This window comes from Dethiosulfatarculus sandiegensis, from assembly GCF_000931935.2.
GTDB classification, from domain to species: Bacteria; Desulfobacterota; Desulfarculia; order Desulfarculales; family Desulfarculaceae; genus Dethiosulfatarculus; species Dethiosulfatarculus sandiegensis.
Map to the genome: position 1 here is coordinate 167281 of NZ_AZAC01000004.1, position 17027 is coordinate 184307.

The 17027-nt window shown below is 49.9% G+C and carries 14 protein-coding genes and 1 pseudogene; 11 read left to right on the top strand and 4 right to left on the bottom strand.

The genetic code is table 11. The features are described from left to right. The 3 genes from bioA to bioD are packed head-to-tail and all read left to right on the top strand — an operon-like array spanning position 1 to position 3259. Complete coding sequence (gene bioA, locus X474_RS04795; protein ID WP_044347126.1) at positions 1-1356, top strand: adenosylmethionine--8-amino-7-oxononanoate transaminase; 1356 nt, start codon at positions 1-3, stop codon at positions 1354-1356. After that, a complete protein-coding gene (gene bioF / locus X474_RS04800) occupies positions 1353-2537 on the top strand; it encodes an 8-amino-7-oxononanoate synthase (protein WP_044347127.1) in 1185 nt (394 codons plus the stop codon). The genes bioA and bioF overlap by 4 nt, the downstream gene beginning before the upstream one ends. Continuing rightward, positions 2534-3259 carry a dethiobiotin synthase gene (bioD, locus tag X474_RS04805; protein ID WP_044347128.1) on the top strand — a complete coding sequence of 242 codons (726 nt, stop codon included), beginning with the start codon at positions 2534-2536 and terminating at the stop codon, positions 3257-3259. Before bioF ends, bioD begins: the two co-directional genes overlap by 4 nt. 6 nt (positions 3260-3265) lie before the next feature. Here the strand turns inward: bioD and X474_RS04810 are convergent, their stop codons facing one another. After that, positions 3266-6220, bottom strand: coding sequence for a response regulator (locus X474_RS04810; protein WP_052514867.1), 2955 nt, complete (start codon positions 6218-6220; stop codon positions 3266-3268). 431 nt (positions 6221-6651) lie between these two features. Between X474_RS04810 and X474_RS04815 the strand changes: the two genes are divergently transcribed. The 6 genes from X474_RS04815 (at position 6652) to X474_RS04840 (ending at position 11971) form a co-directional block, all read left to right on the top strand. Beyond that, a complete protein-coding gene (locus X474_RS04815; RefSeq protein ID WP_052514868.1) occupies positions 6652-7329 on the top strand; it encodes a hypothetical protein in 678 nt (225 codons plus the stop codon). Between the two features lie 40 nt (positions 7330-7369). Further along, positions 7370-8746 (top strand): (Fe-S)-binding protein, encoded by a 1377-nt coding sequence (locus X474_RS04820; RefSeq protein WP_052514869.1) that lies wholly within the window; start codon positions 7370-7372, stop codon positions 8744-8746. 113 nt (positions 8747-8859) lie between these two features. After that, entirely contained in the window at positions 8860-9180 is a 321-nt protein-coding gene (locus tag X474_RS04825) for a cytochrome c3 family protein (protein WP_197281975.1), read from the top strand. Positions 9181-9425: 245 nt separating this feature from the next. Continuing rightward, positions 9426-10064, top strand: coding sequence for a universal stress protein (locus X474_RS04830; protein WP_052514871.1), 639 nt, complete (start codon positions 9426-9428; stop codon positions 10062-10064). 205 nt (positions 10065-10269) lie between these two features. After that, a complete protein-coding gene (locus X474_RS04835; protein ID WP_052514872.1) occupies positions 10270-10932 on the top strand; it encodes an NYN domain-containing protein in 663 nt (220 codons plus the stop codon). Between the two features lie 166 nt (positions 10933-11098). Next, a complete protein-coding gene (locus X474_RS04840; protein ID WP_044347129.1) occupies positions 11099-11971 on the top strand; it encodes an AraC family transcriptional regulator in 873 nt (290 codons plus the stop codon). 68 nt (positions 11972-12039) lie between these two features. On the opposite strand, the gene X474_RS04845 is transcribed toward X474_RS04840, so the two are convergent. Continuing rightward, complete coding sequence (locus X474_RS04845; protein WP_156360626.1) at positions 12040-12240, bottom strand: hypothetical protein; 201 nt, start codon at positions 12238-12240, stop codon at positions 12040-12042. Positions 12241-12832: 592 nt separating this feature from the next. Here X474_RS04845 and X474_RS04850 point away from each other — a divergent pair. Together X474_RS04850 and X474_RS25475 are read left to right on the top strand one after the other, a co-directional pair. Next, positions 12833-13471 (top strand): helix-turn-helix domain-containing protein, encoded by a 639-nt coding sequence (locus tag X474_RS04850; protein ID WP_052514873.1) that lies wholly within the window; start codon positions 12833-12835, stop codon positions 13469-13471. Between the two features lie 163 nt (positions 13472-13634). Continuing rightward, positions 13635-14563, top strand: a pseudogene (locus X474_RS25475) (transposase). Between the two features lie 88 nt (positions 14564-14651). Here the strand turns inward: X474_RS25475 and X474_RS04865 are convergent. Further along, on the bottom strand, positions 14652-15428 hold the full coding sequence (locus tag X474_RS04865; RefSeq protein ID WP_082464150.1) for an outer membrane beta-barrel protein: 777 nt from the start codon (positions 15426-15428) through the stop codon (positions 14652-14654). 292 nt (positions 15429-15720) lie between these two features. Next, a complete protein-coding gene (locus tag X474_RS04870) occupies positions 15721-16815 on the bottom strand; it encodes a class I SAM-dependent methyltransferase (protein WP_044347136.1) in 1095 nt (364 codons plus the stop codon). Between the last annotated feature and the right edge of the window lie 212 nt (positions 16816-17027).

The window sequence follows — 17027 nt, forward strand, 5'->3', positions numbered from 1 at the left end:
ATGAACCGTACTGAAGAGCTGATACAAAAAGATATAAACCACCTTTGGCATCCCTTCACCCAGATGAAACTCTGGCCGGAAGAGCCGCCCCTGATTATTGAAAAGGGTGACAAAAACTGGCTCATCGATACAGACGGCAACCGTTATTTCGACGGGGTGAGTTCACTTTGGGTCACGGTTCACGGACACAACCACCCCCGCATTAAAGCCGCCATAAAAGACCAGCTTGAAAGGCTGGACCACTCCACTCTCCTGGGCCTGAGCCATCCCCTGGCCGTTCTCCTGGCCGCCAGGCTGGCAGAGATTGCGCCGGGAGATCTTAAGTGGTCATTTTATTCGGAGAGCGGTTCAACCGCAGTTGAGATCGGGCTCAAGATCGCCTACCAGCATTGGCAGCAGGTGGGACAGACCCAGAGAAAAACCTTTGTTGCCTTGGAAAACGCCTATCACGGAGACACCATCGGCAGTGTGAGCGTAGGCGGCATAGACCTTTTCCACAAGGTTTACGGGCCACTTCTTTTTGATGTCCATCGCCTGCCTCAGCCCCATTGCCGCGCATGCCGTTTGGGGCTCAAATATCCTGAATGCGACCTGGCCTGTGCCAATGCCCTGGATGACATCTTGGAAAAGCACGGTCCCGAGGTCTGCGCCCTGGTGGTTGAACCCATGATGCAGGGTGCGGCAGGCATGGTGGCCCAGCCCAAGGGCTATCTGACCAGGCTTTATGAAATAGCCCAAAAACACGATATTCTTTTCATGGCCGATGAAGTCGCCACTGGATTCGGCCGCACGGGCAAGATGTTCGCCTGTGAACTGGAGGGAATCGAGCCGGATATCATGTGCATGGGCAAGGGCATAACCGGCGGAACCCTGCCTCTGGCCGCCACTATGGCCAACGACCGGGTTTACAATGCCTTCTTGGGTGATTTTGATGAATTCAAGACCTTTTTCCACGGTCACACCTATACCGGAAACCCCCTGGCCTGCGCCGCGGCCCTGGCCAGCCTGGAGCTCTTTTCCGAAAACCGGGTGCTGGAAAATCTGGCCGCTTCCATAGATCACCTGGAAAAGGGCCTGGCTAAAATCGCCGCTCTCAAGCATGTGGTTGAGATCCGCCGCCAGGGCATGATGGTCGGCATTGAGCTTGCCCTGGATAAAGAGGCTGACGAGCCCTATGAGGCCAGCGAACGCATGGGACACAAGGTGATTATGGCCGCGCGCAAACACGGGGTGATCATCCGTCCCCTGGGAGACACGGTTATTTTGATGCCGCCTTTGTCCTCCACCCTGGAGGAGCTTGATCTTTTGCTCGCTGCCACGGAAAAGGCGATCTCAGAGGTGACGGAGACGGCATGATGCACCCGGAGGCTTTAGATATTCTCACGGCCCGCCTGGAAGAAAAAAGGCGGGCCGGGTTGGGCCGCTCCCTGGTGACCGTGGGGCCTGCCACGGGCGCCAGGGTCAGGGTCCAGGGCAAAGATTGCCTGCTCATGGCCGGCAATGATTATCTGGGCTTGTGCCGCCACCCCGCTTTGGTCGAGGCCGCTAAAAATGCCTCGCATAAGTTGGGGGCGGGCTGTGGGGCCAGCCGTTTGGCCGCAGGCACTATGGATGGCCACCAGGAGTTGGAAAGAAAGATCGCCGAATTCAAACACACAGAGGCAGCCCTTTTTTTCTCCACCGGCTACATGACCAATTTGGCAGCGATTTCCGGGCTGGCCGGTCCGGACGACCTGGTGGTGAGCGATTCTTTAAACCATGCCAGCATTATAGACGCCTGTCGATTAAGCCGGGCCAGGATAAAGGTTTATCCTCATAACCACCCCAAGGAGGCGGCCCGGATTCTGGCCGCTGAAAAGACCAAAGGCCTGAAGCTTTTGGTCACGGACGGGGTCTTTTCCATGGATGGTGATCTGGCCTTGCTCCCTGATCTGTGGGAGGCGGCCCGGAAAAACGGGGCGCTCATGGTGGTGGACGATGCCCACGCCACTGGGGTCTGGGGAGCCGCCGGCAGGGGAACTCTGGAATTTTTCCGCATGATTCCCCAACCCGGTTTGATTCAGGTCGGCACCTTCAGCAAGGCTCTTGGCGGATTGGGAGGCTTTGTGGCCGCAGACCAGGTGGTCATAAACAGTCTGATACAGGGGGCAAGGCCGCTTCTCTATACCACTGCGCCTCCGCCAGCCCAGACTGCGGTGGCTGAAAAGGCCTTGGATCTGGTGGATGAAGAACCCTGGCGAAGGGAAAAACTCCATAATCTGTCCAGGCGGTTGCGCAACGGTCTTATCGAAAAAGGATTTTCGGTAAAGAGTCAAAGCGGACCCATCCTGCCGGTCATGGTGGGAGAGGCATCCCGGGCCGTGGCCATGGCCAAAAGCCTTTTAAAAAACGGTTTGTACGCTCCTGCCATGCGGCCTCCCACTGTGCCAGCGGGAGAGAGCAGAATCAGGGTTACAGTGAGTGCCGCCCATACCGAAGAAGACGTGGATTTTGCGGTAAAGGCCTTTGAAGAGGCCAGACAGGAGCTTTTTTCATGACCCCCAAGGGAATATTCGTGGCCGGTACGGATACCGACGCCGGCAAAACCGTGGTCTCGGCAGCCCTGGTGGCTGCCATGAAAAAACGTAGCCTCGATGCTTCCTATCAAAAATGCGTGGGCACTGAAGGAATTTCCAAAGACGGGGGGCTTTACAATCCGGATGCGGTTTGGATCAAACAGGCCGCTCAATTGGAAGATAATCTCAGCCTGGTAAACCCCCTTTGTTTTAGCGAGCCCCTGACTCCCCTGGCGGCCGCCCGCAGGGAAAACAGGTTCTTTGGCCTGGAAGAGTTAAGGGAAAAAGCCCTTGAAATAATGAGGCTGCGCGAAATCGTGGTCTTTGAAGGGGCAGGAGGCCTCCTTGCCCCTTTGAGTGAAAATAAAACCATGCTGGATTTGATCAAAGTCCTTGATTTGCCTGTCCTTCTGGTCGGTCGTCCCGGATTGGGCACTATTAACCACACTTTGCTTTCCCTACGTGAACTGGCCAGAGAGCAGGTGCTAACGGTCGGGTATTGTTTAAGCGGGCTTAAGCCCGAGCAGGCAAATGACCCTTCGGTAAGCCTTAATCCCGGACTGATAAACGAATATACAAAGACCCCTTACCTGGGGACCCTGCCCTGGCTTGACCGGCTTGGGGAAGCTTCTTTTGAAGAACTGGCGGCATTGGCGGAAAATAATCTGGATCTGACAAAACTGTTGACAGGCACGTCGGCTTAAAACCAATCAATCGGCTTGGGGCCGGGTTTGATCAGTGGAATCGAATCCGGCCTTTTCTTTGTTTTTTTGGCCTTTTTCATCCAGGATTTTTCTGATCGTCAGGGCCATATCCCTGGTCTTGACCGGTTTGGGCAACAGGCCGTCCGCTCCCATCTCGGCCAGCTTTTTCTTGTCAAGCATGGAACTGAAACCAGTGCAAATAATAACCGGTGTGGTTGCGTCCAGCTTGCGGATGTTTTTGCAGAGTTCCTCGCCGGTCATTTTAGGCATGGTCATATCCGTGATCACCAGATCAAAGGTATTTAGGTTTTTGGTAAAGATTTCCAAGGCCCTGAGGCTGCTGGTCTCGCCCACCACCTGGTAGCCCAAAACCTCCAGGGACATCTTGCCTATATCCACCAGCACCTGTTCATCATCAACCAGAAGGATTTTTTCGTTTCCCTTGGGGATCTGGTTTATGGCTTTTTGCGGGGCCTTTACCTTTTGATCAATGGCCGGAAACAGGATGTTAAAGGCCGAACCCTGGTTAGGCTCGCTGTAGACCGTTATATCTCCGCCATGGCTTTTGACTATGCCATGCACCACGCTGAGACCCAGGCCCGTGCCTTTTCCCTTGTCCTTGGTGGTGAAAAAAGGCTCGAATATACGTTCTTTTACTTCCTGGGACATACCGATTCCCGTGTCGCTTACTGTAAGCTTGAGGTAACGGCCCGGTTTCAGATCGGGATGTCCTTCCAGCTCCTGATCATTCATCCGCTCCGAGGTAAGCTGCACGGTCATGACCCCGCCCTTTTCCAGCATGGCATGACCAGCGTTGGTGCAAATATTCATGACCACCTGATGGATTTGGGTGGGGTCCGCCATTATAGCCAGGTCGCTTTCAATCTTGAATTTCATTTCAATGGTGGAGGGCAGGGACGCCTTCAGCAGTTTGAGGGCTTCCTTGACCAAAGAGCCCAGCTGCACGGCCTGAAATGCCTGCTCATCCTGGCGGCTGAAGGTCAGAATCTGGGCTATGAGGCTTTGGGCCCGCTCCGCGGCCTTGAGCACCTCCTCCATATTTTGGGCCACCTTCGGGGTTTCCTGGTTCTGTCTCAAGGTCAGCTCTGTATAGCCGATTATGGCCGAAAGGATATTGTTGAAATCATGGGCAATACCACCGGCCAGGGTGCCGATGGCCTCCAGTTTGGCGGCCTGACGCAGTTGAACCTCCAGTTTGTTGATTTTGGTTATATCTCTTATGTTGATGAGGTAGCCCGGTGTATCAAGGCTTCCGTTTGCGGTTTTTTCCGGGTAAATCATAACCTTGAGTAGCTTCCGGTGGACCTGTTTAGGGAAAAGGTACCAAAAAACCGTCTTGGCGTTTCCCTGGGACCTGCTGCTTTGGGCCAGTTCCAAAAAATGATCTTCACCCAAAATTTCCATGAAAAAACGGGCCAGGTTTTTACCTTTAAGCTCCCATTGGCTTAGTTCAAAGGCATCGGCGAATTTTTGGTTGCAGACTTTTATAAACAGGTTTTGATCCACCAGGATAAGGAAGTCGTTTGAGGTGGCCACAATCTTCTCAAAATAGTTCAGTTGTTTTTCGGCTTCCTTGCGTTGGGTTATGTCAAACATGGCCCCGTCTATATATTGAACCATACCCTGATTGTCTTTTATGGCCTGCCCCCTTACCTGCAACCAATGAACACCGCCTTTGGAATCCACAATCCTGCATTCCAGGTCAAAGGGAAGGTTCTTTTCGATCTGGTTTTGCAGGGCTTCCCGGAATGGCTTTCTGTCTTGGGCAATGATTATGTCCCGCAAGCTCCGGGTGGGCTCACTTACAAAACTCTTGGAGGCATAACCGGTGATGGTCTGGATATAGTCACTCATGAATTCCATGCTGTATGAGTGGTCAAACTGGCATCGAAAACTGGCTCCCACGATATTATTGACCAGGCCCTTGTATTTGAGCTCACTTTGCCTGGCCCTTTTTTCCGCTTGCTTTCTGTCTTCCAACTCTTTTAAAAGCTGTTGTGTGCGTTGGGAGACCTGTTTTTTGAGCGTCAGGTTCCAGACCAGAACAATAAGGAAAATCAGTGCTAAAAAGCCGATGACCAAGCCCAATTCAAGGGAATAACGCCTGATAAGGCTTTCACCGTAACCGTCAAAGGATATCCAGTGTTGTTTTATTTCCTTCCTTTGATCATTTGAAATTCCGGCTAAAGCAGTGTTTATGATTTCCTTCAAGATGGGCCAGTCTTTGCGCACTCCAATGCGCAGGTCGTAGTTGTATCCCGTATCTCCGGCGACTTTGAGATTGGTTATGCCTTTTTGGCTGATTACATAAGAGGCTGTGGGAAGCTCTGCGATCATGGCGTCGGACACGCCGAAGGAAACCTCTGTCAATCCTTCGATGGTGCTTTCCACCAGGGAAATTTTAAGGTCCGGATGATCCCTTTCAAGCCATTTCAAAACAGTGTGCCCTTTGACCGCACAGACCCGCATTTTTTTCAGGTTCTCAAACTTTAACCTTTCAAATTTTCTTTTGCCGGTGATTATGACATTGGGAACACTGATTATGGGTTCGGAAAAGTGAAGGTACTTTTCCCTGGCCTGGTTTTTCTGCAGGGTGCAGATAATATCCACCCGACGTCTCTGTGCCTGCTCCAGGGCCTGATCAAAGTTTTTCAGGCGGACTATTTTAAAGGGCCGACCGATGTGTGCCTCTATCAGCCTGACATATTCAGCGGAAAGCCCGGTGTATTTGTTTGCCTCATTAAAAAAATCAATGGGCGGATAGTCCGGATCAGGGGCCAGGCGGATTACCGGATGTTTCGATAACCATGCTGATTGCTCATTGGTGAGCTTTGACTGGGGTTGATTGAATTGGCAGGAAGTGAAAAAGAGCAAAAACAGGATCAGGACAGAGACGGCGCCCAGGGGAATAAATTTTTTCGGGCTCAAGGGAGACGGCATATGGGATTTCCCAAAAGGCCTCTTGGTTCCGGCCTTGGAGACTGAAAATTCTTTTTCATGCGGGCATTTTTATTTAAAACGGTTTCGGTTGCATAATGAAATCATGCCTACCCCCTCTTAGAACTGGATACCCTTTTATTTGCCGTTTAATTTAATCATAAGCCTATTTTTTTAACCTGTCCAGCCGACGGAAATGCCCGATTTCGATTTGAAACCGGTTTATCCCTTAATCTGAAACCAGAGACCAAATCCGCTGGACTTGAGTTTGCGCCGGTTGATCAGGCCTCAAAAGGCAATCCCGCCGGCAATGCCTTTTGAAGCCTCTTTTTAATTCCAGAAAACAGGTGCTTCTTGTTTGTAGTGCATAAGGTGGGGTAACCTGATGATACTGAAACTGGAAGTTAAAATCTGTTTTTACTAGGGAAGTATGGATGGACAAGATATATCTTTTTTTAGCCGGCCCCGGCGCCTGGGTTGCTTTTGTGGTTTTCGGGGTCGGAATACTTGTCAGACTGGCTTTTTTGTTTGGGATCAGCCGGGAGCGGGACAAGATTTTTTACAACCACCTGAGCTGGAAGTGGGGAGTGCGCTCCATATGGCATTGGCTGTTGCCTCCGGCCGCCTTGACCTATCGTAAAAAGCCGATTTTTGCCTTTTCCGTTTGGTTTTTTCATTTATTTTTATTGGTCACGCCTCTGTTTTTAAGCGCCCATAATATCTTGTTGCAAAGGAATTTAGGATTCAGTCTTTGGTCAATGCCTGACTATATTGCCGATTTTATCACCGTGCTTTTTGTGTTGATCGGAATGGGGCTTTTGCTGCGCCGTTTGACCAGGCCGGAGGTTCGTCTTTTGTCAGGCCCCCGTGACTATGTGCTTTTGTTGCTGACTCTGGCTCCTTTTATCACCGGCTTTTTGGCTTATCATCAAGTGGGGCCTTATAGAGTGATGCTTTGCCTGCATATGATGGCAGGTGAAATTTTGTTGCTGGTGATCCCCTTTACAAAGCTCTCCCACGCCTTTTTGTTTTTCCCCAGCCGCTTTTTTATCGGCTCGGACATGGGAGGACGCCGGGAGCAGAACGGCCGGGCCGGGGCCAGGACCTGGTGAAGATGCAAAATATCCAGATCAGGTATTCTGAGGTGTATAAATGACTGAAAGTAAAGATATTTCCCCCAAAAATCCCAACTTGGCCCCAGTAGAGACCGCCAGTATCAAGGCTATTTTAAAAACCAATCACAGCGCCCGACTCAGAACCTGGCTGGAAATATGCACCGGCTGCGGCCTTTGTGCTGATGCCTGCCTGTTTTATCTCACCAATGATAAAGACCCCAAGATGAGCCCGGCCTATAAAGCCAGGGCCACCTTGGGCGAAATGATCAGGAAAAAGGGCAAATTTGATCGGGATTTCCTGGTAAAGGCCAAGGAAATTGCCTTTGGTGATTGCACCCTGTGCCGCAGGTGTTCGATGTTTTGCCCCTTTGGCATAGATATAGCCGCCATGATTATGGTGGCCAGGACGGTTTTGGACTCACAGGGCGAGATCCCCCAGGGATTGAAGGACGCCAAGAAAAATATCCTGGCTACAGGTAATCAAATGGGTATGCCGGATGAGGAGTGGCTGGAAACCTGTGAGTGGATGGCAGATGAATATGGCGAGGATGTTGGGGGAATAGAATGCCCGGCGGATAAACCCGGGGTCAAGTACATGTACACGGTCAATCCCAGGGAGCCCATGTTTTATCCCCAGGACATGGGCATGATGTTCCAGATATTCAAGGTGGCCCGGGAGAGCTGGACCGTGCCGAGCAAGGGATGGGACGATACCAACCTGGCCATGTTTTGTGGGGATAAATCCATTTCAGGCCTTATGGTCAAACCCATGTATGATCAGGCCGTGAAATTGGGAGTCAAGTATATCCTCACAACCGAGTGCGGCCATGCCTACAGGTCCGCGGCTTTTGAAGGCCCTTACTACCTGGATATACCCGGCGGAAACCCGCCCGTGCCTGTGAAACACGCGGTGCAGCTTTTGTGGGAGTATGTGGTGAGGGACAAAAGGGTGCTCATAGACCCGGAAAAACGCCCCAGTGAAGGGGTGACGATCCAAGACCCCTGCAATATCTCCAGAAACGGTGGGTTATGGGTGATGATGCGGGAGCTGGCCCATGCGCTGTGCCCGGATTTCAGGGACCCTGACCCAAAGGAAGAATACAACCATTGCTGCGGCGGGGGCGGAGGGTATATCCCCATGGGCCCGGAGTATAAGGAAAGGCGCATGACTTCAGGCAGGCTCAAGGCGGAGCAGCTTAAGAAGACCGGAGCCAAGACTATCATAGTGGCCTGCCATAACTGTTTTGACCAGATAACCGACCTTAACAAGAAATATGAACTGGGGCTCAGGATTGTCAGCTTCAAGGAGCTGATTGTGGAATCCATGATTATACCTGAGGAGATGCGCCCCGCCGGAGGGGAGAGCTCAACCCGGGATATTGCTGAACCTGAGGCAAAGGGGGATGCAAAATGAAATATTCCGGCGTTATTCTCAACTATCGCAAACTAAAAGCTTTTTACCCCGGCCTTTTGCTTGGGTGCTTTTTTGTTTTTGGGAGCGCGTCCTGTTTTGCCCAGGATGCAGTGATGATTTTGAACACCCAGGAACTGGGGCCCCACCAAAGGCCGGCCGTGCATTTCAGCCATGAAAAGCACGCGGAAAGTCTGGAATGTGTGCGTTGTCACCATGATTATGATGAGTTTATGAACAATACCGGAGGTGAAGGCAACCGTTGCGCAGACTGCCATGAAAAAGAGCCCGGGGATAATCCCTTGTCCCTGATTGACGCCTTTCACACCCAGTGCATGGAATGTCATCTGGAAATTGACCAGCGGGGCCTTGCGGAAAATATTCCCCTGGCTTGCGGTGAGTGTCATCTGCGGGCAAGGCCCGGAGGCGGCAAGTAATCCCCGTTTTAGTCTCCGGTGTTCAAAATAAAGTGCCGTTCTTTTTAATCAGGACTTGAGCTTTCAGGCCTTGAAAATCCGGTTGCCCTTTATTTTTAAGATTTGGGACGTATTTTTGCTTCCACGGTGTTCAAGGCTTGAGCAAAGGGCTTCAGCCGGGCCCAAGAGTTCACCAATAACCTGAAAAATATGGGTATAATATTGGTATGAAAGATGGACTATAGGTCAGGGCAAAGGAGGTTTAAATGGAGGATTATCAAACAGGCGGTGAAACCTCCGGGTCCCGGGTTGAGACAGAGAAGATGAATTCAGATATGAACCAGAACCAAGGTGAGGCGGGGCTTTTTCGCAAATTGGCCGAGGCCGGGTTGGGTGAGCCGGAACAACTGGCCAAACGGTTCAGAACCATTTTGTTTTGTGCGGATGAGGTTGAAAAGCCGGGCAGTGTCTACGCATTGCTTGAGGATCTGGGGGAAGTGAAGGGGATTCGCCTGCATGTGCTGCATGTACTGCCGTCTTTGCATAGATACATGCCCACTGAAACCATATTGGATCAGTCCAGCGGTCAGGTGACCCAGGCTTCCTCCGAGTTTATGGAAAAGACCCTTTCCAAGTTAAGGAGATGCTACCCTCATCCCGAGGGACAGCCTGGAAAATACAGGTACAAGGTTTGCGTGGGCACTGCCTATGTGGAGATTTTGCGTTACATAAGGGAAAACCCGGTGGACTTGATTGTGCTTGGGGCCATGGGCCCTTCCAAATACGGCCGGACCCACTATGGCAGCACTGTTGAGAAGGTCTGTGCCAAGGCCCGTTGCCCGGTGGTGATAGTGGATGAGCAACAAAAAATGGAAGTGGTGGAGTGTAAATACGCCAAAGCATGACACCTGATTCCGACAGGGTTTTGATTGACAGGGAGCAAGAAAAAATATATATGTTCCGTGGAAGGCGCTTTTTATAGCGCCGAGGGTCAAAAACCCATTTGATTATACTATCATACCGGGTCGTTCTTATTGAACTTACCCCTTGCAACGCCTCGGATTAGGATGCACCGGGGCCGACCAAGGGGTTTTTATTTGGGAAGACACTATGCAGAAAGTTGCTTTTTTGATTGATGGCTGGTTCATGCGTAAAAGGGTTTACTGGTTGAAATCTTTTTTTTACGATGGACCGGGCATCCGCGATTATTGTATGCAGCATCTCAGAAATAATGATGGTGACTTTATTGCCAAAGATGCTCGGCTTTATCGAATTTTTTACTACTGTACCGCCCCCCTTGAGATGAAGGGACTGCATCCCATTACCGATCATCCTGTGGACTTTGGTCAGACCGCAGTTGCCCAACAGCAGCGTAAACTGTTTGAGTCCATTAAAAGAACCCCAAATATTGCCCTTCGTATCGGCAAGACCGTTTGGCGCAATAAAAATTGGATCATCAGTCAGGACCAGGTAAGGCTGCTTCTGAAAAAGCGTATTTCAGTGGATGATCTTTCGGAAAGTGATGTCGCGCCCCAGATAGAGCAAAAGGCGGTTGATATGAAGTTGGGGCTGGACATCGCCACCTTGGCCCAGAAGAAGTTGGTGGACAGCCTGATTCTCATAACTGCCGACTCTGATCTGGTGCCGGCCATTAAACTGGCCAAAAACGAGGGGCTGCAGATCGGCCTGGACCCGTTGTGGGCCGATATTTCCGACGATTTGGCTGAGCATGTTGACTTTATCACCACTCAACTGCCTGAGCCTGCCTATTAAAAAAAAACTTTAAAGATTTCTTCTTAGTCCAATCAGGTGCTTACACTTGGTTGGATTTTTTTGTTTAAACAGCTTTTTTAGCAAAGTCTGCTAAGCCGCCTCAAGGCCCCTGAGGTAGCATATCCTCGCCGCGGCAAAGTGGATGAAAGACCAGACGGTGCTAACGATGAAAACAAGTACAAGCGAGAGTCATGAAAAACGAATTTTACAGGTCTTGAGCTATATCCAAAGTAATTTGGATGAGGATTTGAAATTAGAAGACCTGGCAAGGCGCGCCTGTTTTTCACCGTTTCATTTTCATCGTGTTTTCAAGGCTCAGGTAGGTGAATCAGTGGCCTCGCATGTCCGCCGGTTAAGGCTGGACAGGGCCGCCTGGGGGCTTCGGTTTACCGAGCGCTCAGTCACGGAACTGGCCTGGGAGGCGGGTTACGAAAGCCTGGAAGCTTTTATCCGGGCACTTAAGGACCGTTTTGGTCTTTCTCCCACCATCTTTAGAAACAGGGCGCGGTCAAATCTGACCAAGCGTATGGATTTGGCCAGAAGATCAGAGAATTACGTGAAAAAAGGAGCCTGTGGCATGGATATAGAAATTAAGAAATTAGAGGCCCGCAAGGTGGCATATGTAAGGCATATGGGACCTTATGATCAGTGTACGCCTGCCTGGGAAAAACTCTGCGCCTGGGCAGGGCCCAAGGGGCTATTGGGGCCGGAAGTGGACTATTTGGGAATCTGCTGGGATGACCCGGATGTGACCGAGGAAGACCGTATAAGGTTTGATGCCTGCATAACCGTGCCGGAAGAGGTGCAGGCGGAACAGGGCATCAATATAACCGAAGTCCCGTCTGGTGATTATGCGGTGGCTTTGCATAAAGGGTCATACGACAAGTTGATTGACAGTTACACGGAAATGTGCGGTGAGTGGCTGGCCAAATCCGGACGCCAGGCGGAGTCCACCTTCAGCATTGAAATTTATCTTAACCACCCTGATGAGGTGGCTGCTGAGGAGTTGATGGTGGAGATCCAGATGCCGCTCAGTTAGGAAAGTATAGGGCCGGGTTTAAGGGATCAAACCCGGCCTTTTATCAGATAATTTTCTTCAGAAGCCGATTATATGTATTTTTTCCATTCTCCGGCTGCCAGGTCATTATAAAATGCTTTTAGCCTTTCCGGGCTTCCCACCCATCTGCCGTTTATTTTATTTATGGGCATGCCGGGGTAGAGTTGTTTGTGCTTGCGTACAGTAGCTTGACTGTAACCCGTAAAAAGAGCCACTGAGGCCAATCCGTTCAAATGGGCGCTTTTTTCCATTTTTTCCCCCCGAAAAGAAATAGTCTTGCAGTTTAAACTTAAATTTGGCTCCAGGTCATAGGCCGTTGCTTTGCCAGGGCCTATGACAACGATCAAAGAGAGAGTCTGTATACGGTTTTCTTATATTTTTACGACTCCGCCTTTTGGGATGAAAATTTGTAGTGACTACCATTTTTTGTAAATAGACGATAATATGAAATAGATTAGATATATAAATTTTATTTTTAATTTCAAAATTTAAAAATTCTCTATTATCTTTTTACTTAAAAAGAAAAGGCCAATATAATTTAAAGATAAAGGTTTGTAGCTTGTGCCAATTAAGTATGTTAATTCAGTGTATTGTGAAAAAATGCATAAATTTGGAGTGGAAAGCCAACTAAGCAATGAGTCCTGCCACGGCTTGGATTATTCAGATTTATCTTGTGCAAATATATATGTTTTATGCTATGAGTAATCATGACTTTGATACTCGGATAAAGTTATGTTGCTTATAAACTATATGTGATGTCTTTTGCCTTAGTGTAGGCTTGACATAAACTAAACACGTAATACGTATTATGTCAACTCATTATAATACGCAAAAAGTTTAATAATGCCTAAGAAACGAATTCAATTAGAAAAAAAGCAGGAGTTTTTAGCCCGCCTGTGTCAGGTCCGGAAAAGGGCCGGTTTTAAGCAGAGTCAAGTGGCCGAAAGGCTTGGGGTGAGTCAGGCTTCTTATGGCCGTTGGGAAAAAGGGGTTGATGATTTACCTATCGGCGCCTTGCCGATTTTGTCACGTTTATTTGGCTTGAGTATAGACTGGCTGCTCACCGGTCAAGATGTGCCTGCCCTGCCTGAAAAAGACCAGGACTCGGATGAGTGGGAATTAAATAAGCTGCAATCCCAAGTGGATTTTCTTTTACAACAAGAGGACCGCTTTTTGCGAAATGAGAAAAAGCATCTGGAGATCCGGCAGAAACTCCATGAAGAGAATGAGAGGCTCTGGCAAAGCCTAAGGGAAAAAGATGCCTTACTGAAAGAGACGGAATCAAAGCAAACATCCCAAGCAAAAAATCGATTTATTTCTGCTGATCAAAATGAGCAGATGAAATTGATTTATGATGCCCTGCAACTTGAGGGGGAACTTGAGCCTGCCCACCTTTTGGAGGCCCTGGTCGGGCTGAGCAATATTCTGAAGGTCATGGCTGGAGAACCCGGCAATAAAAAGGGGCAAAAAAAGGCGGTGTAGGGAAAAGGACTTTTCCCGGCGGCGCGCATCGGGCTCAGGTTATCAGCATGGAAAAATGGCTAAAACATAAGGGACGGGACGCATAAAAAACGGAGGCTTAAAAGCCTCCGCAGGCTGTTGACAAAGTCCTCGCCTATCGGCGGGGATTTTTTTATTATGAGTGATACTAAAAGAACAGGGCTATAAACAGACAGAGTTTGAATTTGTGAGCATCGTGGAGTTGGTTCCACAGGACCACTTACTTCGTAAAATAGATAAAGCCATTGATTTTAGTTTTATCCGTGATCGGGTAAGGGATTTATACAGTCCTGATAATGGCCGTCCTGCTTTAGATCCAGTGGTTTTATTCAAGATGCTCTTTATTGGTTACCTTTTCGGTATTCGCAGCGAACGTCAGTTGGTCGGGGATATTCAGGTCAAAGTAGCGTATCGCCGGTTTTTGGGTCTTGGTCTTCGGGAGAAGGTGCCATACGCCTCCACTTTGAGTCAGAATCGCCGTCGGCGTTTTTCCGAGAGCACGATATAACAGGACATATTCGACGAGATAGTGTTTTTGGCCATTTGTCGTGAGATGGTGGGAAGTAAGACCCTTTACACTGATTCTACTCACCTCAACGCATCAGCCAATAAAAATAAATTCAAGAAGCGGCAAGTGAAAAAGTCAACCAAGAGCTACCTCGCCACTGCAAACTGCTTTGTCAGTGCCCCCAAAGCGCCAATCAGATCAAGGTGATTACACGTCACGTCTGGCAGGATCACGTTGCTAAGGTGAATGCCAACCGACTCGGTGAACACGGTAAGAAAATTTACAAGCGCAGGAAAGAAAGCGTGGAACGAAGCTTTGCGGACTCAAAGCAACTCCACGGGCACCGATATGCCCGCATGGGTGGACTGGCCAAAGTCAGGGAACAGGGTCTGCTCTGCGCCGCCTGCCAGAACATGAAAAAAACCGCCCTGGCTATGGGGAGCTATTTAGGCGGGAAAGGAGGTAATAGCCCTTTTCCGTTATTTATTTTGTCTATATTAAGGCTGAAAAACCCGCGTGGACCCGTTTTCTGTAATTATTGCCGCCCAACATTTCTAAAACCGTAAAAGACAAGACATAGACAAACCGGGTCGAAACGACCCGGTTTGTCAGCAATCTGAACGGAGGCTTAAAAGCCTTCGTTTTTTATTGGGATCAGAAATACCAGCGCAGGCCGATGCCACCAGCAAAGGTATCCAGATCATAGGTGAACTGCCTGGACCTGAAAACGTCTCTGCCGTTGTTAAAGGCCAAGGTGTAGTCCACGTTGGTCTCGGCCTGCACCCACCTGATATCCAGGTTAAGGGCCAGTGAGTCGGTGAGGAAGATATCCACACCCACGCCATAGGTGAATCCGAAGGTGTCTTCGGTTTTCATGTTCCTGTGGTAGCCGCCCCTGTACTGGGCCATCCATTCATAGGGATCCACATCCGCGGGCCTTTGGGCCATCCACGATTCATAGGTTCCGCTGTTGGGATAACCGTATCTCCACCAGTTTTCCTCTTCAAACTGGGGGTTCACATAGACCACTCCGGCCACGGCGTAGGGCACTACGCCTTTCAAAATATCAATGGGATAACGGGCGGTGACACCGGCGGTAAGGCCCTGCCATTTTAGATGACCGTCTTTTTCCATTTTGGCTTCATAGTAGTCCCACTCGAGCACCAGACCGAAGTAGTCGTTAAAAAGGTACTGGGCATTGACGTTGGTGGGATACCAGTAGCTTTTTTCGTCTACTGTGTTGTCCAGGATGGTTCCCACAAATGCCTTGTCTCCGGACAGTTCCCAGGCCTTTATGCGGACGCCTATGGAAAAGTGTTTGAACAGTTCATCTGATTTGTCGTCATCCTGCTGGGCCGCCATAGCCTGGGGCGCGCAAAGGGCCAAGGCCAAGGTGAGCAGCATGAAAAGGCGTAATACTGGCTTTCGCATGATTCTCCCCGCTTACTCGGATTTTTTTGCCACCCCATATAACTAGCTGTATTCATTATAAATTATGCCATACAGCCCATAGGGCGAGTTTTAATTGCAATGTCCGCTAGGATCTGGGCGTTGCAGTGAACAGGAGGAGCCGCTCCTCCAAGACCTCACACTATATATCACGCGACCGGTAAAACTGGCAAATTCTAGTTTTTTCCGATGGCTTTGCGATACGTTCTATTGCCCTATACTGAATATCTTCCACACGTGGGTCAATCGCAAAAAAACAAGTCAAGGTATTTTGTTAATTACGGCACTGGAAATGCCGGTTAAAGGGGTCAAAAGGTATTTCAATCGCCAGAACTTCAGTGAATCCGGCCTGGGCAAGCATCTCTTCCGCCTTTTGTCTTCCCCACATCATACCCAGCCCCCGGCCCTGGTCGTTCAATCCCTGGGGCAGGCAGTGCATCATACTAACCGCATATAAAAAAGGCCCCATGGGATGCTCCAGGTTTCCCTGATGCCCGCTCTGAGCTGCTATTTCCACCATGGAGAACAGGCCGCCCGGCTTCAGCATGTGGCGCACCCCCAAAAGGGCCTGGTCCGGATGGGGCTGGTCATGAATGGCGTCAAATGCGGTGATATAGTCAAAGCGTTCAGATAAAGAGCTCTCCTCTTTAACCACAGCCGCGTCAAGAATTTGAAAATCCAGGTTGGTCAGCCCGGCTTCTGCCACCCGTTCGCGGGCCAGTTCTATGGCTTGGCTGGAGATATCCATGCCCATGAAAGAGCTGTTGGGAAAGGCCTTGGCCATTATAAAGGGAGCCAGGCCGCTGCCGCATCCCAGGTCGCATACGTTGATTCCCTTTTTAAGTGCGCTTACCAGCCTGCCTTTATCCACCGCGGGTAAAAAGGTTTGCAAAAGGGTCTGTTGGTGTTTGGCATCGGCCAGTTCTCCCATGAAGGCCTGAAAATCCGGATAATTTTCCGGCGGCACTCCACTGCCTGTCTCAAAGGCCTTTTCCACACTTCTTTGGGCGCAGGCAGTTAACATGGGGATCTCCTGGGTGTAAACCCCAAGGTTTAAGTCCGATCCCTTTAGCAGGTAGGCCCGATGCTCGAAAGGCAGGTGATATGTCTCCTCGCCTTGGGGAGTTACGGTTAACTCGACCACCTTGCCGGTGGCCATTATCCCCAGCCATTCATGGAGATAGCGTTCGGAAACCCCGGCCCTCTCGGCCAGCTCCCCACAACTCCGGGGGGCGTCAAAGGCCGCCATAGCCTCAAAAAGACCCAGCCTGTAGCCCAGGCCCATGGCCAGGTTCAGGGCTCCGTAGTTCAGCACCTCAGACATTTTTCGCTCAAAGCGTTCTTTTTTTTCCTCGTTCAGCTCCGCCATTTTTATTTAAGCTCCAGTATAAATAGAAAACCAGGGTGATTTTTAAAGTGAATACGCATTGATTTTGGAAATTAATTTTACCGTTTAAAAATTTAGCCCTATAACATGTCTTGGGACCAGGCAGGGATAAAAAGCGCTCCCTGAAATCCCTAAACAATACCAGCCAAAGAATATACCAAGACCGGCCGGTGCCTGAAACCGCACCGCAGTAT